This window comes from Microbacterium sp. NPDC058389, assembly GCF_042722305.1.
In the GTDB taxonomy this organism is placed as follows: domain Bacteria; phylum Actinomycetota; class Actinomycetes; order Actinomycetales; family Microbacteriaceae; genus Microbacterium.
On sequence record NZ_JBHXJQ010000023.1, the window covers coordinates 1 to 18,219 of the forward strand.

General features: G+C 72.9%; 20 protein-coding genes. 14 read left to right on the plus strand and 6 right to left on the minus strand.

The genetic code is table 11. The features are described 5' to 3' along the window. Positions 1 to 78: 78 nt before the first annotated feature. The 4 genes from ACFWJ8_RS19890 to ACFWJ8_RS19905 all read right to left on the minus strand — a co-directional run bounded on the left by ACFWJ8_RS19890 (position 79) and on the right by ACFWJ8_RS19905 (position 3,420). Positions 79 to 372, minus strand: a complete 294-nt coding sequence (locus ACFWJ8_RS19890) for an SHOCT domain-containing protein (RefSeq protein WP_378814816.1) — start codon at positions 370 to 372, stop codon at positions 79 to 81. A gap of 147 nt (positions 373 to 519) precedes the next feature. Continuing rightward, on the minus strand, positions 520 to 1,173 hold the full coding sequence (locus ACFWJ8_RS19895; protein WP_378814818.1) for a response regulator: 654 nt from the start codon (positions 1,171 to 1,173) through the stop codon (positions 520 to 522). Then, on the minus strand, positions 1,170 to 2,411 hold the full coding sequence (locus tag ACFWJ8_RS19900) for a sensor histidine kinase (protein ID WP_378814820.1): 1,242 nt from the start codon (positions 2,409 to 2,411) through the stop codon (positions 1,170 to 1,172). Before ACFWJ8_RS19900 ends, ACFWJ8_RS19895 begins: the two co-directional genes overlap by 4 nt. Positions 2,412 to 2,496: 85 nt before the next feature. Next, complete coding sequence (locus tag ACFWJ8_RS19905) at positions 2,497 to 3,420, minus strand: 5'-3' exonuclease H3TH domain-containing protein (RefSeq protein ID WP_378814822.1); 924 nt, start codon at positions 3,418 to 3,420, stop codon at positions 2,497 to 2,499. A gap of 169 nt (positions 3,421 to 3,589) precedes the next feature. On the opposite strand from ACFWJ8_RS19905, the gene ACFWJ8_RS19910 reads away from it, so the two are divergent. The 14 genes from ACFWJ8_RS19910 to ACFWJ8_RS19975 all read left to right on the plus strand — a co-directional run bounded on the left by ACFWJ8_RS19910 (position 3,590) and on the right by ACFWJ8_RS19975 (position 16,201). After that, positions 3,590 to 4,513, plus strand: a complete 924-nt coding sequence (locus ACFWJ8_RS19910; RefSeq protein ID WP_378814824.1) for a hypothetical protein — start codon at positions 3,590 to 3,592, stop codon at positions 4,511 to 4,513. After that, entirely contained in the window at positions 4,510 to 5,718 is a 1,209-nt protein-coding gene (locus tag ACFWJ8_RS19915) for a cytidylyltransferase domain-containing protein (RefSeq protein ID WP_378814826.1), read from the plus strand. Before ACFWJ8_RS19910 ends, ACFWJ8_RS19915 begins: the two co-directional genes overlap by 4 nt. Continuing rightward, positions 5,715 to 6,587 carry an N-acetylneuraminate synthase family protein gene (locus ACFWJ8_RS19920; protein WP_378814828.1) on the plus strand — a complete coding sequence of 291 codons (873 nt, stop codon included), beginning with the start codon at positions 5,715 to 5,717 and terminating at the stop codon, positions 6,585 to 6,587. Before ACFWJ8_RS19915 ends, ACFWJ8_RS19920 begins: the two co-directional genes overlap by 4 nt. Then, positions 6,584 to 7,942 (plus strand): DUF6716 putative glycosyltransferase, encoded by a 1,359-nt coding sequence (locus tag ACFWJ8_RS19925; protein ID WP_378814830.1) that lies wholly within the window; start codon positions 6,584 to 6,586, stop codon positions 7,940 to 7,942. Before ACFWJ8_RS19920 ends, ACFWJ8_RS19925 begins: the two co-directional genes overlap by 4 nt. A 273-nt stretch (positions 7,943 to 8,215) precedes the next feature. Next, the gene (locus ACFWJ8_RS19930) at positions 8,216 to 8,581 is read left to right on the plus strand and encodes a TraR/DksA family transcriptional regulator (RefSeq protein WP_378814831.1); all 366 of its coding nucleotides are present in this window, start codon (positions 8,216 to 8,218) and stop codon (positions 8,579 to 8,581) included. Next, on the plus strand, positions 8,582 to 9,028 hold the full coding sequence (locus tag ACFWJ8_RS19935) for a YchJ family metal-binding protein (protein ID WP_378814833.1): 447 nt from the start codon (positions 8,582 to 8,584) through the stop codon (positions 9,026 to 9,028). Positions 9,029 to 9,067: 39 nt separating this feature from the next. After that, positions 9,068 to 9,844: an isocitrate lyase/phosphoenolpyruvate mutase family protein gene (locus ACFWJ8_RS19940; protein ID WP_378814834.1), complete on the plus strand. Its 777-nt coding sequence runs from the start codon at positions 9,068 to 9,070 to the stop codon at positions 9,842 to 9,844. Between the two features lie 61 nt (positions 9,845 to 9,905). Next, positions 9,906 to 11,006: an NAD(P)-binding domain-containing protein gene (locus ACFWJ8_RS19945; RefSeq protein ID WP_378814836.1), complete on the plus strand. Its 1,101-nt coding sequence runs from the start codon at positions 9,906 to 9,908 to the stop codon at positions 11,004 to 11,006. A 49-nt stretch (positions 11,007 to 11,055) separates the two neighbouring features. After that, a complete protein-coding gene (locus ACFWJ8_RS19950; RefSeq protein ID WP_378814838.1) occupies positions 11,056 to 11,697 on the plus strand; it encodes an SDR family oxidoreductase in 642 nt (213 codons plus the stop codon). Between the two features lie 27 nt (positions 11,698 to 11,724). Further along, positions 11,725 to 12,774: a zinc-dependent alcohol dehydrogenase family protein gene (locus tag ACFWJ8_RS19955; RefSeq protein WP_378814839.1), complete on the plus strand. Its 1,050-nt coding sequence runs from the start codon at positions 11,725 to 11,727 to the stop codon at positions 12,772 to 12,774. 80 nt (positions 12,775 to 12,854) lie between these two features. Continuing rightward, positions 12,855 to 13,022, plus strand: a complete 168-nt coding sequence (locus ACFWJ8_RS19960) for a hypothetical protein (RefSeq protein ID WP_191170428.1) — start codon at positions 12,855 to 12,857, stop codon at positions 13,020 to 13,022. Between the two features lie 2 nt (positions 13,023 to 13,024). Further along, positions 13,025 to 13,804 carry a PH domain-containing protein gene (locus ACFWJ8_RS19965; RefSeq protein WP_378814841.1) on the plus strand — a complete coding sequence of 260 codons (780 nt, stop codon included), beginning with the start codon at positions 13,025 to 13,027 and terminating at the stop codon, positions 13,802 to 13,804. Positions 13,805 to 14,049: 245 nt separating this feature from the next. Further along, the gene (rpsA, locus tag ACFWJ8_RS19970) at positions 14,050 to 15,498 is read left to right on the plus strand and encodes a 30S ribosomal protein S1 (protein ID WP_378814843.1); all 1,449 of its coding nucleotides are present in this window, start codon (positions 14,050 to 14,052) and stop codon (positions 15,496 to 15,498) included. A 169-nt stretch (positions 15,499 to 15,667) separates the two neighbouring features. After that, a complete protein-coding gene (locus ACFWJ8_RS19975; RefSeq protein WP_378814885.1) occupies positions 15,668 to 16,201 on the plus strand; it encodes a GIY-YIG nuclease family protein in 534 nt (177 codons plus the stop codon). Position 16,202: 1 nt separating this feature from the next. On the opposite strand, the gene ACFWJ8_RS19980 is transcribed toward ACFWJ8_RS19975, so the two are convergent. Both ACFWJ8_RS19980 and ACFWJ8_RS19985 read right to left on the minus strand, forming a co-directional pair. Then, positions 16,203 to 17,213, minus strand: a complete 1,011-nt coding sequence (locus ACFWJ8_RS19980) for a hypothetical protein (RefSeq protein WP_378814845.1) — start codon at positions 17,211 to 17,213, stop codon at positions 16,203 to 16,205. Continuing rightward, the gene (locus ACFWJ8_RS19985) at positions 17,210 to 18,211 is read right to left on the minus strand and encodes a hypothetical protein (protein ID WP_378814847.1); all 1,002 of its coding nucleotides are present in this window, start codon (positions 18,209 to 18,211) and stop codon (positions 17,210 to 17,212) included. Before ACFWJ8_RS19985 ends, ACFWJ8_RS19980 begins: the two co-directional genes overlap by 4 nt. Between the last annotated feature and the right edge of the window lie 8 nt (positions 18,212 to 18,219).

Here is an 18,219-nt window from a genome sequence, read left to right on the forward strand (position 1 = left end):
CGCCGTGGCCGCGGTAGGGGCTGGGGTTGTGCCCGGCACGCGACCGCCGGGCTTAGGGCCGGGCGCTTCCGGCGACGCTCACTGCGTGGCGTTCGCGCGCAGCACCTCCAGGCGCGCGCGGTACTCGGTCTCGTCGATGTCGCCCTTGGCGAAGCGTTCGGCGAGCGTCGTCTCGGCCTGGCGGGCCGGCGTGCGCCCGTACGGCCCGTAGCCGCCGTCCGCGGCCGCGCGGCGCCAGCGTCGGCCGAAGACGGCGAACAGCACGACGATCAGCGTGATCCAGAACAGGGGGATCAGCAGGAACCACCAGCCGAACCCCCACGGTCCGACGAAGTGTGCGGCCACGATTCCCGTGGCGAGTGCAGCGGACATGCGGAATCCTCTCTCGGAGCCGGTCGCACCGGGATGGGCGAACGGATGCCTCCAGTCAAGGCAGGGCGAGGCATCCGCGAATCCGACCGGCGGTGTGTTCCGGACTGCTCCCCGAGGTGTACGCGCGGCACTCGCCCGACGGGCGGGCTACGACCCGACGAGGCCCGACTCGTACGCGATGATGACGAGGCGGACGCGGTCGCGCGCGTGGAGCTTCTGCATGATGCGCGACACGTGGGTCTTGGCCGTGAGCGGCGACAGGTACAGCCGTGCGCCGATCTCGTCGTTCGTGAGGCCTTCGGCGACCAGCCGCAGCACGTCCACCTCGCGTTCGGTGAGCGTCTGCAGCAGCTGCGCATCGGGCACCTGGCGCAGTCCCGAGGCCGCGCGGTCGAGCAGGGTGCGCGTCACGCCCGGCGACAGCAGCGCGTCGCCATCGGCGACCGCGCGCACCGCGCGGATCAGGTCCGCCGGCTCGGTGTCCTTGACGAGGAAGCCGCTGGCGCCCGCGAGCACCGCACGCACGACGTACTCGTCGAGCTCGAACGTGGTGACGATGACGACACGCACGCCCGACAGCGCGGGGTCGGCGGAGATCTGCTCGGCGGCCCACAGGCCGTCGCCGTCCGGCATCCGGATGTCGACCAGCGCGACGTCCACCGGCATCCGTCGGAGCGCGCTGAGCAGCTCCTGACCGCCCGACGCCTCGGCGACGACCTCGATGCCGGGCTCGGAGTCCAGCAGCGCCCGGAACCCGGCGCGCACCAGCTGGTGGTCGTCGGCCAGCGCGACGCGGATCATGCGGCCCCCGCCCACGGGAGGCGGGCGACGACGGAGGTGCCCCGCGCCCCGCTGTCGACGGTCAGACGGCCGCCGGCCAGCTCTGCGCGCTCGCGCATGCCGCGCAGCCCGCCGCGCTCGGAGGCGGAGGCGGGGATCCCCGCGCCGTCGTCGGCGATGGTCACGACGAGATCGGCGGCCTCGTGCGCCACTGTGACGGTGGCGTGGGAGGCGGCGGAGTGGCGCACCACGTTCGTGAGCGCCTCCTGCGCGATGCGGTACGCGGTGGTCTGCACGGCGCTCGACGGCTCGTCGCCGCTGAGCCGGTCGTCGAGCGAGACCGTGAGCCCCAGACCGGAGCGGCCCGCCACGAGGCCCGGAAGCTGGGCGAGCTGCGGCTGCGGGGTCAGGGGAGCGGTGTCGGGCGCGGCGAGCTCGTCGCCGCGCAGGAACGCGAGGACGCCACGCACCTCGTCGAGGCCGGTGGCGCTGAGCGCCCGGATGTTGGCGAGCGCCTCGCGCGCCCGCTCGGGCTCGCGATCGAACAGGTGCAGCCCGACCCCCGACTGCACGGCGATCTGGCTGAGCGAGTGGGCGAGGACGTCGTGCAGCTCCCGCGCGATGCGCGTGCGCTCGTCCTGCTCGGCCGCGCGGCGGCGGGCGGTCAGCTGCGCGCGGCGCTCCTGCGCGCCCCGAAGCCGTGCGCGCACCCCCTCGCCGATGACGAAGCACAGCGCGAGGCCGACGGTGGCCAGCGCGATACCGGCAGGATGCCACTGTGCGATGCCGGCGGGCGACGCGGCGAGCACCGCGGTCGCGAGCTCGGGTCCGACGACGGCGACGAGCCACGCCGTCCCCACCGAGATCAGCGCCCACACCCGCGCACCTCGGACCACGGCGCCGATGATCGCGAAGACCAGCGCGATCGGCGGCGGCCCGCCGATCGGCGGGACGAACAGGTCGACGAGGGTGAGCGCGGCGACGACGGCGACCGTCGGGCCGGGGAACCGTGGTGCCGCCAACAGGGTGAGCGCGGACGCCGCCGCCAGCAGGGCGCTGGTCACCGCCGCCCACAGCGGCACGTGCTGCCACCACGAGAGCCCGATGGTGCCGGGCACCTGCACCAGCAGCGACACGAACACCGGTACGAGGAGCACCACGGCGCTCGGCGGGCGGAAGCGAGCGCCCGGGCCGTCGCCGTCGGCGAGACGCTGCGCGGAGGCGGTCGCGCTCACGCCGAAGTGCCCTGGGCCAAGCATGCGGTCGATGCTACGCCGGGGCCCTCTGTCAGGAGTCTGACCGCCGGAGCGGGCTGCCTACTCCCGTGGGAGTACGCAGCGGGTGTCAGACGGCGTCGAGCGCGTCGACGATGCGGGTGACCGCCGTGCCGAGCGACCACTTCTCGGCGAGGGCGGCGGCCTCCGCCTTCGCTGCGCCGTCGAGCGGGCGCAGCCGGTGGTCGGGCACCTCGAGAGGCAGGTCGCGGACGACCGCCACGACCTTCGGTGCGACAGCCAGGTAAGGAAGCCCCGCCAGCACCTTCGAGCGCACGCCGGCCGACATGCCTTCGCCGGCCTCGGCGGCCGCGATGATCCCATCCAGGTCGCCGTGCGTCGCCAGCAGGCCGGCGGCGGTCTTCTCGCCGATGCCCGCCACCCCGGGCAGGCCGTCAGACGAGTCGCCGCGCAGCGTCGCGAAGTCGGCGTACTGCGAGGGCAGCACGCTGTACTTGGCGACGACCGCCGCGTCCGTGAGGACCTCGAGGTTGCTCATGCCGCGTGCGGTGTACACGACGCGCACGTCACGCGCGTCGTCGACCAGCTGGAACAGGTCGCGGTCACCGGTGACGATGTCGACGGGCATCGTCGCGGTCGTGGCGAGCGTGCCGATGACGTCGTCGGCCTCGTGCTCGGCTGCGCCGACGATGCGGATGCCGAGGGCACCCAGCACCTCGCGGATGACGGGCACCTGCACCTCGAGGGGGTCGGGCACCTCCTCGACGTCGGGTCCGCCGGCGACCACCTCGGCGACGCGGTGGGTCTTGTAGGTGGGGATGAGGTCGACCCGCCACTGCGGCCGCCAGTCGTCGTCCCAGCACGCGACGAGGTGCGTCGGACGGTAGGTCGTCACGAGCCTCGTGATGATGTCGAGGAAACCGCGCACGGCGTTCACCGGCCTGCCGTCGGGCGCCCGCACCGTGTCGGGCACCCCGTAGAACGCGCGGAAGTAGAGGGACGCGGAGTCGAGCAGCATCAGGCGGTCGGTCACGCGTTCATCCTGGCACGCACGTCCGACGCCGCGCGCGGAGGCGGGGCCGTCCCCTCCCGGGGCGGACACCCGCCGTTCATCTGCGCGACGGATGCCGGTCGCCCGTCGGCACCCGTCGCGTTCACGTCTCCCGCTCACCGTGGGGAGACAGCCGGAAAGGGGTGACGCGATGGGCCGTGACGATGTGCTGGCATGGGTGGAGTCGCCGCTGCAGCTCGTCGGCGCCGCGGAGTGGGCCGCTGCCCACTCCACCACGGTGCCGGTGGCGGGCCGACTGACGCCGCAGATCTCGGCGACGGCCGACGCGCTGCTCGCGCGCGGCGCGCGCTTCGGCGCCCTCGAGCCGTACGTCGGCATCCCGTGGAGCCTCCTCGCCCGTCACGGCCACTGGCTCGTGGGCGACGGGTTCTCGGGCCAGTTCCGGCTCGCCGCCGCGGTGCTCCGGCCACGCCGCGTCACCTTCCTCGACGACGGCGCACACGCGGTCGCCTACGCGGACACGCTCCTCGGCCGGCGTCCGTATGAGCGGCCGAATGTGGACGAACGCGGGCTCACGACCCTCGTGGCGCCCTTCGCGGCCGAACTCGTCCACCGGCGCGCGGGCGCGCGCCGTGCCGGCATGTTCACGGCGTTCGACCTCGGCGCCGACCGCCTGGACGCCCTCGCCGACCAGGGGTTCGAGATCCGGCGCCACGACTTCTCGTGGACGCGGGCGACCGCGCCCACCGCTCCGGAGCTCGGCCGCCGCGTCGTGCTGGGCAGCGCCCTGCCCGTCGACGGCCGCATGCTGCTCCTCGACTACGTGCGCTGGGTGCGCGGCGCTGCTGCTGACGGTGCGGTCTACCTTCCGCATCGCCGTGAGACCGCGGAGCAGCTCGGCGCCGTCGCGACCGTGCCCGGCCTCCGCATCCACGAGACGGGTCTGCCCGTGGAGCTCGTGCTCGCCGGCGCCCGGGAGCCGCTGGAGGTGCTGACGCTGCCGTCGAGCACCACGACGACGCTGCCGCTCGTGCTCGCGGGCACGGGCGCGACCGTGCGCACGGTGCGCGCGACCTCCAGCAGCGCTCCTCGAGGACACCGGGCCGTGGCATGAGCGAGGCGGTGGCGATCATCCCCGCGCGCGGCGGGTCGAAGGGCGTCGTGCGCAAGAACCTGCAGCGTGTCGGGGGAGTGCCCCTCGTCGCGCGCGCCGTCGCGGCCGCGCAGCAGTGCGAGGCCATCCGCCGCGTCGTCGTGACCACCGACGACGCGGACATCGCCGCCGTCGCCGCAGAGTGGGGCGCCGAGATCGTCGATCGTCCGGCGGACCTCGCCGGCGACGAGGCGAGCTCCGAAGGCGCGCTGCTCCACGCGCTCGACGAGCTCGAGCGTCGCGGGATCGACGTCGGCGTCGTGGCCTTCCTGCAGGCGACCTCGCCGTTCATCGACGTCGACGCGCTCACGGACGCCGTGCACCTCGTGCGTTCGCGCCGGCGCGACAGCGTCTTCTCGGCCGTCGAGACGTACGGCTTCCTGTGGGAGAAGGGCGTCGGCGGCGCCGCGTCCGCGGTGAACCACGACCTCGAGTTCCGTCCGCGGCGGCAGGACCGCGACCCGCACCACCTGGAGACCGGCGCCTTCTACGTGATGCGCGCGGCAGGGTTCCGTGCGGCGCGACACCGCTTCTTCGGCAGCATCGGCATCGCGGAAGTGCCGGCGCGCACCGCGATCGAGATCGACACCGTCGATGAGCTGGAGCTCGCACGCGCGATCGCTCCGCTCGTCGACCGCGCGGCACCGATCGACGTGGATGCCGTCGTCACGGACTTCGACGGCGTCCACACGGACGACACCGTGCGCGTCGACGAGGACGGTGTCGAGTCGGTGGTCGTCAGCCGGTCGGACGGCATGGGGGTCTCGCTGCTGCGGGCTGCCGGCATCCCTCTCCTCATCCTCTCGACGGAGGCGAACCCCGTCGTCACCGCGCGGGCGCGCAAGCTCGGCGTCGACGTCATCCAGGCCACGAGCGACAAGGCCGCCGCACTGCGCGAGTGGGCGGGCGCCCATGGCGTCGCGCTGACCCGCATCGCCTACCTCGGCAACGACGTCAACGACCTGCCGTGCCTCGACCTCGTCGGCTGGCCTGTCGCCGTGCCCGACGCCCACCCGCTCGTCCTGTCCGCCGCGCGTGCCGTCCTCGACCGCCCCGGCGGCGCGGGCGCCGTGCGCGATCTGGCCGACCGCGTGCTGGCGGGCCGGGAGGCGGCATCCACTCTTCTCACCGCACCACACCCCACCAGCCCCCAGGAGGCATCATGACCGTCACGATCGGATCCCGCGTCGTCGGAGGCGGACGCCCCGCGTACGTGATCGCCGAGATCGGCCTCAACCACAACGGCGACGTCGAGATCGCCAAGCAGCTGATCGACGTGGCCGCCGACGCCGGCGCCGACGCGGTGAAGTTCCAGAAGCGCACGCCCGAGATCGCCACGCCGGAGCACATGCGCGACATTCCGCGCGAGACGCCGTGGGGCACCATGAGCTATCTCGACTACCGCCGTCGCGTCGAGTTCGACCGCGACCAGTACATCGAGATCTCGGATCACGCACTGCTGCGCGGCCTGGAGTGGTTCGCCTCGCCGTGGGATGTGCCGAGCGTGGCGTTCCTCGAGGACCTCGGCGTCGCCGCGCACAAGGTCGCGTCGGCTTCGCTGACCGACCGCGAGCTGCTGGAGGCGCTGCGGGATTCGGGCAAGCCGGTCATCCTGTCGACCGGGATGTCGACGATCGACCAGATCGACGCGGCCATCGACGTGCTGGGCACCGACCGCCTCGTGCTCATGCACGCCACCTCGACGTACCCGATGGAGCCCGAGGAGGCCAACCTGCGGATGATTCCGTCCCTGCGGGACCGCTATCCCGGTGTACCCGTCGGCTACTCGGGACACGAGCGCGGCCTGCAGATCTCGCTCGCCGCAGTGGCGCTCGGCGCGGTCGCGGTGGAGCGTCACATCACGCTCGACCGCACGATGTGGGGCTCGGACCACGCTGCATCGCTGGAGCCGGCGGGCCTCAAGAACCTCGTGCGCGACATCCGCGTCATCGAGGCGGCCCTCGGCGACGGCGTCAAGCGCGTGTATCCCGGCGAGCTCGCGCCCATGGCGAAGCTGCGCCGCGTCCCGGCGTGACCGGCAGGAGCGGGCGCGCGCCCCGTATCGTCGCCGTCGCCGACACCGACTCGTACGTCAAGTGGGCGGCCGCCCTCCTGGGTGCCGAGGGCGAGGGGGTGGATGCCGCACTCCTCGTGCTCGACACGCCCCTCGTGGTGAGCGACGGGCAGCTGAGAGCGGCGCTCGCGGGCAGCGGGCTGCCCGCAGAGCGCGTCGAGCGCATCGCGTACGCCGGGCTGGCGGCACGGCTGACGCAGCTGCGGCCGGATGCCGTGCTGCTGGGCGCCCGCGGACCGCTCGTGCGCGTGCTCGCCCGCGAGATCGCGCAGCTCGACCCGAGGCCCGTGCTCGTGTCAGGCCTGCCGGGGATCTCCATCCCGGCCACCCGCAAGGCCGTCGTGTACCGCATGCAGTGCGACCTGTTCGTGGTGCACTCGCGGCGCGAGGTGCGTGAGTTCGGCGCGCTGTCGGCCCGCACCGGGTACGCGCACCGCTACGCGCTGGCGACGCTGCCGTTCGCGCGGGGCGCCTCGGCCACCGCGGACGGGGCGCGGGGCACGGATCTCGTGTTCGCGACGCAGGCGAAAGTGCCGGCCGAGCGCGAGGACCGGCTGCGCATCGCGCGGCTGCTCGTCGCCGCCGCCGAGGCGGACTCGACCCGTCGCGTGGTCGTGAAGCTGCGCGCCGCGGCCGGCGAGCACCAGACGCACCTCGAGGAGGACGGCTACCCCGAACTGCTCGCGTCGCTCGGGCCGCTGCCGGCGAACCTCGTGACGTCGACGGAGCCGATGAGGCGGGCACTGGCGAGCGCCGAGGGGCTCGTGACCGTGAGCTCCACCGCGGCCATCGAGGCGATCGCCCAGGGGATCCCGGTGATCGCGCTCGACATGTTCGGGGTGTCGCCGAAGCTCATCAACGAGACGCTCGCCGACGCCGACCTGCTGGCGGGGGAGCGTGACGTGATCGGACGGCGGTTCCGGCATCCCGATCCGGAGTGGCTCGACGAGAACTACTTCCACCCGCCGGCCGACGACGACTGGACCGCAGCCGTCGCGCGGCTCGTCGCGCGGCGGGCGGACGGCTCGCTGCCGCCGCGGGAACCGCTCGTGCGTCGCGGCGGGGCGCTGCGCGACGCGTGGGAGCGCCGGGTCGCGCTCGGGCGGAGCGACACGTCGGCTGCCGGCGCCGTCGCCTACGCCATCGGGATGCCGTCACGCGCGGCCGTGCGTCTCGCGACCCGCGCGCGGCGAGCCCTTTCGAGGACGGCCGATGCTGGAACGGGCGCGATCGCGAACGCGACGGCCGAGCGGACGGAAGAAGCCGGCGATCACGTCCGGGGGGATGCGGATCGCCGGCTCCGGGCGGGTCGATGAGACCGCCCCTCGTGCCCTCCGGGGGTCGGGCACGAGGTGTGGTCCCGGGCGACGCGGCGCCCTGCGGGGGGAATCGCAGGGGGACCGGGGGTTGCCCCTCCGCGATGTCTTGATCACCCTCCCAACCGAGTCTGTGAGAAGGCTATGCCGTCGCCACATGAAGGCTCGACGCCGGCCGTGCACCTGCTGGGACCGCTCTCACGGTCCCGCCGCGGCGCGACCGATCGCGCGCGGCACCGACCGTCCGAGCTGTTGCGGGCGTAGTCTCATGCGATGACCTCCGCCGCCGGCCGCACCGAGCTGCGCGCGCTGCTCGAGGAGCTGCGCGAGTCGGCCGCCGTGCGCCTCGCCGCGAACGAGCAGACCCTCGCCGAGCTGCGCGCCGACCGCGGAGCCGACGTCGCCGACGACGAGCACGATCCCGAGGGCGTGACCCTGTCGGGCGAGTGGTCGCGGGCAGTGGCCTTCGCCGACGCCGAGCGGCGCGAGCTCGCCGAGATCGACGGGGCCGTCGCGCGCTGGGAGACCGGCGCCTATGGCGTGTGCGTCGATTGCGGTCGCGGCATCCCCATCGCACGCCTGCGCGTTCGCCCGTTCGCGACCCGCTGCGTCTCGTGCGCGGAGAAGGCCGGCGCCTGAATGTCGTTCGGCCCTGGTGCGACGCCGTCCCGCGCGCGCGGTGACGGTTTCGTGCGTCCCGCGGCGGGCGATCCGTGCCCGTGCGGCAGCGGCGACGCGTTCGAGGGATGCTGCCGCCCCGCGCTGCGCGGAACCCCCGCGCCGACCGCGGAGCGGCTGATGCGCTCCCGGTACACCGCGTTCGTCGTCGGCGACGACCGGTACCTCGCCGCGACGTGGCATCCGGGCACGCGTCCCGACGACCTCGACCTCGATCCCTCGCAGCGGTGGACGGGTCTGCAGATCCTCGACGTCGAGGCCGGTGGCGAGGAGGACGTGCGCGGCGTCGTCGAGTTCCGCGCTGCGTGGCGCCACGGCGCTGATCGCGGCGTGCTGCACGAGCGCAGCCGCTTCGTGCGCCAGAGCGGGCGCTGGTGGTACCTCGACGGGCGCCTCGATCCGTCCTGACCGGCCCTGGCCGCGCCGGCCGCCGCTAGCGTGAAAGTCATGACCACTCAGGCTGAGAAAGCACAGACCCTCGCGCGCCTCCACGCCGCACCCGAGATCCTCCGTGTCGTGAACGTGTGGGATGCCGTGTCGGCGCGCGCCGTCGCCGCGCTCCCCGAGACGCGGGCGATCGCGACCGCGGGCCACTCGATCGCGGCGACGTTCGGGTACCCCGACGGGGGCATCCCGCTGGAGGTGACGCTCGACATGCTGGGACGCATCGTCGAGGCCGCAGGGGACCTGCCGGTGAGCGCGGATCTCGACGGCGGGTACGGCGACGCGGGCGAGACCGTCCGCCGCGCGATCGGCAAGGGCATCGTCGGCGCCAACGTCGAGGACCGCCTGCGCCCGCTGGAGGAGGCGGTCGCCGCCGTCGAGGCCATCGTCGCCGCCGGCGCGGCCGAGGGCGTCCCCTTCGTGCTCAACGCCCGCACCGACGCCTTCGCCCGCGGCGGCGGCCGGCCCGTCGAGGAGTCGCTCGCGGATGCCGTCGAGCGCGGCCGTGCGTACCTCGCGGCGGGAGCCGACCTGGTGTTCGTGCCCGGCATCCTCGACGCCGACATCACGCGTCGTCTCGTCGAGGGGATCGGCGAGCGCAAGGTGAGCGTGATCGGGCTCCCGGGCGCGCTCTCCTCCACCGAGTACGAGGCGCTGGGCGTGGCCCGCATCTCGTACGGGCCGATGACGCAGCGCGTCGCGCTGACCGCCCTGCAGGACGTCGCCGCCGAGCTGTACGCCGGGGGAGTCGTGCCCGCCGGCACGCGCGCCCTCAACTGACGCGGAGCACCTGGACCGGCCCGCGGGGAATCTCCGCGGGCCGGTCGCTGTTGACGCAGGCATGGAGCAGGTACCCGTCGACGTCGTCGTGATCGGCGCCGGGCAGGCGGGGCTGTCGGCCGCCTACCACCTGCAGCGTCGGGGCTTCCGGCCGCTGGGCGCCGAGTCCGCCGACCGGACGTTCGTCGTCCTCGACGCGAACCCTGTGCCGGGTGGCGCATGGCAGCACCGCTGGGCGTCGTTGCGGATGGCCACCGTCAACGGCATCCACGAGCTCCCGGGGCACGTGGTGCCGCCCGCCGACCCGACGGCGGCGAGCCGCGACGTGCTGCCGGCGTACTTCGCCGGCTACGAGGAGCGGTTCGGCCTCGACGTGCGGCGCCCGGTCCGTGTCACCGCGGTCCGTCGCGCCGATGACGATCCCCGGGGCCGACTGCTCGTCGAGAGCGACGCCGGAACGTGGGCGGCGCGACACGTCATCAACGCGACGGGCACCTGGACCCGCCCGTTCTGGCCGCGCTACCCCGGCCAGGAGCGCTTCCGCGGCCGCCAGCTGCACGTCGCCGACTACGTGTCGGCGGAGGAGTTCGCGGGCACGCGCGTCGTGATCGTCGGGGCCGGAGTCTCGGGGGTCCAGTTGCTCGACGAGATCTCGCATGTCGCCGACACGTTCTGGGTCACGCGCCGCGAGCCCGACTGGCGCGAGGACGAGTTCGACATCCCCGCACGGGTGGCTGCCATCGCCGGGGTCGAGGACCGGGTGCGTCGCGGTCTGCCTCCCGGAAGCGTCATCTCGGTCACCGGGATGCACTGGACGCCGTGGGCGCGGGCCGCGCAGGCTCGCGGGGTGCTGGTGCGGCATCCGATGTTCGCGGCGATCGAGGAGGACGGCATCCGCATGCCCGACGGGACCTTCGAGCCCGCCGACGTGATCCTGTGGGCCACGGGCTTCCGCCCGGCCCTCGATCACCTGGCGCCGCTGCACCTGCGGACGCCCGAGGGCGGGTTCCGCGTCGAGAACGGTCGCTCGATCGACGAGCCGCGCCTGTTCCTCATCGGGTACGGGCCGTCGCAGTCGACGGTGGGCGCCAATCGGGCCGGTCGCGACGCGGTGCGCGCGATCGTCGCGGACGAGGTGGCGGACGACGCGCTCGTCGCCTGACGGACGCGGCCGACACGCGTAGCGTGAGACGAAAGACGGAGGAACGCCCATGGCTCGCATCCTGATCTTCGGCGGACACGGCAAGGTCGCCCTGCTCCTCGAGCCGCTGCTCGTGGCCCAGGGGCACACGGTCACCGCCGTCATCCGCAACGCCGCGCACGAGGCCGAGGTGGCAGCCACGGGTGCGCAGCCCCTCGTCGCCGACATCGAGACGCTCGACGTCGACCAGCTGGAGAACATCGTCGCCGGCAACGACGCGGTCGTCTGGTCGGCCGGCGCCGGCGGCGGCGATCCCGCCCGCACGTACGCCGTCGACCGCGACGCGGCCATCCGCTCGATGGACGCCGCGTCCGCCGCCGGCGTGCTGCGGTACGTCATGGTCTCCTGGATCGGCTCGCGGGCCGATCACGGAGTCGACCGCGACGACTCGTTCTTCGCGTACGCCGACGCCAAGTGGGCGGCGGACGCGCACCTCGCCGCGAGCGATCTCGACTGGACGATCCTGGCGCCCGGCACCCTGACGCTCGATCCGCCGACCGGTCGCATCGCGCGGGACCCGGCCGGCCGGGGCGCCGTGCCGCGAGCCGACGTCGCGGAGGTGATCGCCGCGACCCTTGCGGACGACGCCACGATCGCGCGCACCATCCGGTTCGGCGGGGGCGACGAGGTCATCGGCCACGCGATCGCGTGACGGCGCCGGCGCGCATAGGCTCGGACCATGCTCGCCACCGTCATCCACGCCGCCCGCGACATCCGCGTCGAGGACGTGCCCGATCCCGTGCTGTCCACCGGTGCCGACGCGATCGTCCGCGTCGTCGCCGCCTGCGTGTGCGGCTCCGATCTGTGGCCGTACCGCGGCGTCACGCCGACCAAGCAGCCCCACCGCATCGGGCACGAGTTCGTGGGCGTCGTAGAGGAGGTCGGCCCCGACGTCCGCACGGTGCGTGCGGGCGACTTCGTGATCGCGCCGTTCTACGTGTGCGACGGCACGTGCGTCAACTGCCGCAACGGGGTCAGCACGTCGTGCCTCCACGGGGGCTGGTGGGGGAGCGACGACCGCTTCGGCGGCTTCGCGGACGGCGGTCAGGGCGAGCGCGTTCGCGTGCCGCTCGCCGACGGCACCCTGGCGGTCGTGCCCGGCCCCGTGTCCGACGACGAGATCCCGGGCCTGCTCACGCTCAGCGACGTCATGGGCACCGGCCATCACGCCGCTGTCTCGGCCGGCGTCGCCCCCGGCGATTCCGTCGCCGTGGTGGGCGACGGCGCCGTCGGCCTGTGCGCGATCATCGCAGCCAAGCGGCTCGGAGCGACGACGATCATCGCGATGTCGCGGCATCCGCAGCGTCAGGCGCTCGCGCGCGAGTTCGGCGCGACCCACATCGTCGAGGAGCGCGGCGACGCGGGCGTCCAGGCGGTGCGGGCGCTCACCGGCGGGATCGGCGCCGATCGGGTGCTCGAGTGCGTCGGCACCAAGGAGTCCATGGACCAGGCGCTGCGCTCCACCCGCCCGGGCGGCATGGTCGGCTACGTGGGCGTTCCCAACGGCGGCCCCGAGCTGCCGGTGCGGCAGATGTTCGACCGCAACGTCGGCGTCAACGGCGGTGTGGCCCCGGTGCGCGGGTACATCGAGGAGCTCCTGCCGGACGTGCGGTCCGGTGCGATCCGCCCCGGCCGCGTGTTCGACCTCGAGCTGCCGCTGCAGGACGCCGCGAAGGCCTATGCTGCGATGGACGAGCGCCGCGCGACCAAGGTGCTGCTCCGGCCCTGACCCGCTTCGGCGACGCGCCCGCGCGCCTGCGCGCGTGCGGGCTCGTGTGCGGTAGAACTGCAGAAGTCGAAGGGACCCCCGTGAAGATCGTCAAGCGCATCGTTCTGGTGCTCGTCATCGCGTTCGCGGCGTTCTACCTCATCACCCGCCCGCAGGATGCCGCCAACGCGGTGCAGGGTGCGATCAACGCCGTCGTGGGCGCTGTGATGGCCGTCGTCGACTTCTTCGTGGCTCTCGCCGCGGGCTGACCGTGTTCGATCCGCGGATCGACAAGCACCTGATCTCGGATCAGGGCGAGTACGTCGTCGATGAGGTGCGCAAGCACTGGGCGGCGACCGTGTCGGCGGCACTCGAGCTCCTCGGCGGCATCGTCGTCTTCCTCCTGGGCTTCGTCGTGCCCCCGCAGGCGTGGTGGCTTCCGGTGCTCGTGGGCGCCGCCATCGCCGTGCACGCCACGTGGCGCATCTTCGAGCAGCGCATGGACCGCTTCGTCATCACGAACATGCGGGTGTTCCGCGTGCACGGCATCCTGTCGCAGCGCATCGCGACGATGCCCCTCGCCCGCATCCTCGACATCTCCGTCTACAAGCCGCTCATCGGCCGGATCTTCGGCTACGGCCACTTCGTGTTCGAGTCCGCCGCGCAGGAGCAGGGGCTTCGCGAGATCCGGTACGTCGGCGATCCCGACCGGCGCGGCCTCACCATCCAGCGCGTCATCGCCCAGGCGGGCCTGCGCGGCGCGGCCGGCAGGGGCGACCCGACGATGGTGCCGTCGCCGGTGCAGCCGCCGCCGCAGCCCGAGGCGCCGGCATCCGTCACGGTCACCGCTGCACCGTACGACGAGAGCCGCGCCACGGCGCCCGTGCCGGGCATCGAACGGGGCGGCTCGTCGACCGGATGGGACTGGCTGGCCGACGCCCAGCGGCGCGAGGACGAGCGCCTGGCAGCGTTGCGCGGGGAGCCCACGGGCGCACCTGTGCCGTTCGATCCGGACCGCACGAACACGGCCCCGATCGACCTGCCGCGATGACCGCGGAACCCCGTTCGGGAACATCGCGGGCGACCCTCGCGTTCTGATACCCTGGAGTGTCACTCGTGTGGCTGTTTCGCCACGCCTGGAGCCGATCACGGCCTGGGACGCACCCCGTAGGGGGCATGAGGGGCATCGCAATGAAATCCGCTTCGCTTCGGTCTGAGGCATCCGTCCGCGTCCGCGCGACGGAGCCGATGAGGTCCGGAGCCTGATATCCCAACCCAACAAGGACAACCCACTACATGACTAGCGCAACGACCGCCACGGCCACCAAGCAGGTCGCGATCAACGACATCGGATCTGCTGAGGACTTCCTGGCCGCGGTCGAACTGACGATCAAGTCCTTCAACGACGGAGACCTCATCGAAGGCACCGTGGTGAAGGTCGACCGCGACGAGGTCCTCCTCGACGTCGGCTTCAAGACCGAGGGCGTCATCCCCTCGCGTGAGCTTTCCATCAAGCACGACGTCGACCCCAACGAGGTCGTCAAGGTCGGCGACGAGGTCGAAGCCCTCGTTCTCCAGAAGGAGGACAAGGAAGGCCGCCTCATCCTGTCGAAGAAGCGCGCGCAGTACGAGCGCGCGTGGGGCGACGTCGAGAAGATCAAGGAGAACGACGGTGTCGTCACCGGCTCCGTGATCGAGGTCGTCAAGGGTGGCCTCATCGTCGACATCGGCCTCCGTGGCTTCCTCCCCGCCTCCCTCATCGAGCTGCGTCGCGTCCGCGACCTCACGCCGTACCTCGGCCAGGAGATCGAGGCGAAGATCCTCGAGCTCGACAAGAACCGCAACAACGTCGTGCTCTCGCGCCGCGCCCTGCTCGAGCAGACGCAGTCCGAGTCGCGCACCACGTTCCTCAACAACCTCCACAAGGGCCAGGTCCGCAAGGGCACGGTCTCGTCGATCGTCAACTTCGGTGCGTTCGTCGACCTCGGTGGCGTCGACGGTCTCGTCCACGTCTCGGAGCTCTCGTGGAAGCACATCGAGCACGCGTCCGAGGTCGTCGAGGTCGGCCAGGAGGTCACCGTCGAGATCCTCGAGGTCGACCTGGACCGCGAGCGCGTGTCGCTGTCGCTGAAGGCGACGCAGGAGGACCCGTGGCAGGTCTTCGCCCGGACCCACGCGATCGGTCAGGTCGCGCCGGGCAAGGTCACCAAGCTCGTTCCGTTCGGTGCGTTCGTGCGCGTCGCGGACGGCATCGAGGGCCTCGTGCACATCTCGGAGCTGTCGGGCAAGCACGTCGAGCTCGCCGAGCAGGTCGTGTCGGTCGGCGAAGAGGTCTTCGTCAAGATCATCGACATCGACCTCGAGCGTCGCCGCATCTCGCTGTCGCTCAAGCAGGCGAACGAGTCGGTCGACCCCTACGGCACCGAGTTCGACCCGGCCCTCTACGGCATGGTCACCGAGTACGACGAGAACGGGGAGTACAAGTACCCCGAGGGCTTCGACTCGGAGACCAACCAGTGGAAGGAAGGCTTCGACGAGCAGCGCGAGAAGTGGGAGCAGGAGTACGCCGCCGCCCACGCTCGCTGGGAGGCCCACAAGGCTGCCGTCATCAAGGCCCTCGAGGCCGAGGCCGCCGCTCCGGTCGAGACCGGCTCGTCCTCGTACTCGTCCGACAGCAGCCCGGTGGGCACGCTGGCAGACGACGAGGCCCTCGCCGCTCTGCGCGAGAAGCTCTCGGGTCGCTGATCCTGAGCTGACGCTCGCGGTTCGCTGAACCGTCTGGTCCGAAAGGGGCCGTCGCCGAAAGGCGGCGGCCCCTTTCGCGTACCCGGGTGATGTCGGTGGGCGGGCGTATCGTCGCAGCGTGCCTGTGAGACCTGCTTCGCGTGTCAGCGCGGCATCGTCGCGCTGCCTGATGGACGAGGGATGCCGCGGCCCTGTGCCGTCCGACGCGCCGGTGCCGCTGTGCGAGCGTCACCTCGCGGCGGTCGCCGAGTGGGGCGAGGGCGCGTACGGCGTCACGGATGTGCTGCCGTCGCCGTGCCGGCTGTGCGGGTCGCGGCTGGGCGTCCGCTACCCCTCCGGCTGGCTGTGCGCGGTGTGCGAGTGGCGCCACGGCGAGGTCCCCGACGGCGAGATCGCTCCGCCGCGTGTCGAGGTGGTCTACTACCTGCGCTACGCCGACCGCATCAAGATCGGCACGACGGGCAATCCCCGGCAGCGGTTCGCTGCGATCTGGCACGACGAACTGCTGGCGTTCGAGCGCGGCGGACGTGCGGTCGAGCAGGCCCGGCATGTGCAGTTCGCCGAGGACCGGCATCCCGGCACCGAGTGGTTCCGCATCTCGGAGCCCCTCGCGGCGCACGTCGCGGTGCTGGCGGCCGGTGTCGACGACCCGTGGCGGCTCCACGCGCGCTGGGTCAGCGAGGCCGTCGCGGCGCAGCTGTGACTCACGGAGAAGTCTCGACGGCCGGCGCCTCCGCGCACGGCGGGAACGCGTCGTCGCGCAGGCCCGCCGGGTCGCGCACGAATGTGTAGCGGATGCCGTCCGCGTCGGCCGGGAGCATGACCACGACGCCGTACCCCGGGGTCCACTGGTCCGAGATGAGGAAGTAGTGGCCTCCGGTGGCCTCGAGCAGCCGCAGACCCCGGTAGTGGTACCGCGGCTGCTCGCCGGCGCCCGCGCACGAGGTCTCGACGCCGGGCGCGACGATGTCGAGGGGACCGTCACTGTCGATCTCGACACCGGGGAGCGTGTGCACCTCGTCGACGAAGCCGTGCGCGAGCTCCGTGCCCTCGACGGTCGCGAAGTTGGTGGCCGTCCAGAACAGCCCGACGGCGACGAGCACGGCGACGGCCCCGCGCAGCACGCCCTCTGTGAGCGGCTCGAGGCGTGTCGATCCGGGCAGGTAGCCGCGCAGCGAGACGGCGTACAGCAGCAGGAGGATCGCTCCGGCGCACACCAGCGGCGCCGCGATGAAGGTCGTCGCGGCGCCGATCAGCCACAACCCGATGCCGAGGGCGAACGCTCCGAGGGCGAACGCCCACAGCCACCGCGCCACGAACGCGACGACGGGATCGCCCATGCCACGACGCACCCGGCGACGCTGCCACCACTGATCGAACACGACCCACGCGAGGCCCGCTGCGGCGGCGTAGACCGGGATCAGCACGACCGAGCGGACGCTGCGTCGCACGTAGTCGTCGACGGTCATGCCGAGGATCGCCTCGTCGAGCCCGAGCAGGTCGGCCATGCGCTCGCTGCGCACCCAGCCGAAGTACACGAGCAGGGCGGTGAGCACACCGACGTTCACGACGACCGCGAGGAGGGTCTTCACGAGGCCGCCGCGCAGCGCGGACGCCTCCTCGGATTCCGGCTCCGCGGGCGGGGCGGGCGCGGGTGCAGGGGGTCCGTCCGGCTCCGCTGGTGCGCCCGGGGCCTCGGGGGTGGGCGCACTCATCCGTCGACCCCGCTCCGGGCGGGCGTGTAGGTGGCGAGGAGCCCGGCCTGCTGCAGCGGAGCGCACACGCTGAGCGCAGGCTGCAGCCCGTCCTCGGGGACGATCTGCGACTCGTCGACGTCGAACGTGCACGGGTCGTCGGCGAGGGTGAGGGCGCCGTCGACCCCCGCGCCGAACACGATGCCCGACTCAGGGAACGGACCGTCGGCGTCGCACGGGATCGTGTCGGGCGAGACCTGGTCGCGGGCGCTGACGATCGCGCGGTACAGGTCGCACTCGGGCTCGCCGTACCCCGGCGGCCGCGGCGGGGAGTAAGGCTCACCGGTCGCGGGGTCGATCGGGTCGGTCGGGCGATCCAGTCCGCCCTGGCCGTAGCGCTCGAGGGCGCCGGCAGCCAGCGCGTCCGCGAGGGCGGGGTCGCCGTCGCAGACGCGCACGAGGGCGCTCATGTACAGCACGGCGTATCGCGGGTCGACGAGTCCCCACATGACGGGGTTGGGGTCGGTCGTGTTCCCGAAGTCGGTGGGCCCGCCTGTCGCGACGGCGTCGAGGTAGGACGTGGCAGCGGCGCAGCCGGCGAGCAGCGCGGCGTACGCCGGTCCGTCGTTGCCGTACACGCTGGGGTCGCTCGGGGGCAGCGAGAACGGGTACTGCGGGTCGGCCTCGCTCGTCTCCGTGCCGCCGCCGCTGTTGTTGCCGTTGCCGTTGTCGCTGCTGCCGCCGTTGCCGCCGTTGTTGCTGCTGCCGCCGTTGCCGCCTCCGGAGCCGTCAGGCGTGACCGGTGAGTACTGCCCGCACGCGGCGAGACCGAGCCCCAGCGTCACGGCGAGGGCGATCGCGACCCCGCGGCGCGCGAGGGCCGGCCGCCCGGCGCGGTACGGCTTGCGGCTCACGTTCTCCATGACGGGAAGAGCCGTCCGCGGGCGCGCCTGATACCCCGGAAGTCCCGCCGGATGCCGCGAACCGGAGCGATGGTGGATGCCGCCGGGTCGCGGCATCCATTACG

What these genes read in the sequence shown, in the direction of transcription:
- ACFWJ8_RS19890 (WP_378814816.1), bottom strand. Translation starts at nt 372, where the DNA reads ATGTCCGCTGCACTCGCCACGGGAATCGTGGCCGCACACTTCGTCGGA.
- ACFWJ8_RS19895 (WP_378814818.1), bottom strand. Translation starts at nt 1,173, where the DNA reads ATGATCCGCGTCGCGCTGGCCGACGACCACCAGCTGGTGCGCGCCGGG.
- ACFWJ8_RS19900 (WP_378814820.1), bottom strand. Translation starts at nt 2,411, where the DNA reads ATGCTTGGCCCAGGGCACTTCGGCGTGAGCGCGACCGCCTCCGCGCAG.
- ACFWJ8_RS19910 (WP_378814824.1), top strand. Translation starts at nt 3,590, where the DNA reads ATGGGCCGTGACGATGTGCTGGCATGGGTGGAGTCGCCGCTGCAGCTC.
- ACFWJ8_RS19915 (WP_378814826.1), top strand. Translation starts at nt 4,510, where the DNA reads ATGAGCGAGGCGGTGGCGATCATCCCCGCGCGCGGCGGGTCGAAGGGC.
- ACFWJ8_RS19920 (WP_378814828.1), top strand. Translation starts at nt 5,715, where the DNA reads ATGACCGTCACGATCGGATCCCGCGTCGTCGGAGGCGGACGCCCCGCG.
- ACFWJ8_RS19930 (WP_378814831.1), top strand. Translation starts at nt 8,216, where the DNA reads ATGACCTCCGCCGCCGGCCGCACCGAGCTGCGCGCGCTGCTCGAGGAG.
- ACFWJ8_RS19935 (WP_378814833.1), top strand. Translation starts at nt 8,582, where the DNA reads ATGTCGTTCGGCCCTGGTGCGACGCCGTCCCGCGCGCGCGGTGACGGT.
- ACFWJ8_RS19940 (WP_378814834.1), top strand. Translation starts at nt 9,068, where the DNA reads ATGACCACTCAGGCTGAGAAAGCACAGACCCTCGCGCGCCTCCACGCC.
- ACFWJ8_RS19945 (WP_378814836.1), top strand. Translation starts at nt 9,906, where the DNA reads ATGGAGCAGGTACCCGTCGACGTCGTCGTGATCGGCGCCGGGCAGGCG.
- ACFWJ8_RS19950 (WP_378814838.1), top strand. Translation starts at nt 11,056, where the DNA reads ATGGCTCGCATCCTGATCTTCGGCGGACACGGCAAGGTCGCCCTGCTC.
- ACFWJ8_RS19955 (WP_378814839.1), top strand. Translation starts at nt 11,725, where the DNA reads ATGCTCGCCACCGTCATCCACGCCGCCCGCGACATCCGCGTCGAGGAC.
- rpsA (WP_378814843.1), top strand. Translation starts at nt 14,050, where the DNA reads ATGACTAGCGCAACGACCGCCACGGCCACCAAGCAGGTCGCGATCAAC.
- ACFWJ8_RS19975 (WP_378814885.1), top strand. Translation starts at nt 15,668, where the DNA reads ATGGACGAGGGATGCCGCGGCCCTGTGCCGTCCGACGCGCCGGTGCCG.
- ACFWJ8_RS19980 (WP_378814845.1), bottom strand. Translation starts at nt 17,213, where the DNA reads ATGAGTGCGCCCACCCCCGAGGCCCCGGGCGCACCAGCGGAGCCGGAC.
- ACFWJ8_RS19985 (WP_378814847.1), bottom strand. Translation starts at nt 18,211, where the DNA reads ATGCCGCGACCCGGCGGCATCCACCATCGCTCCGGTTCGCGGCATCCG.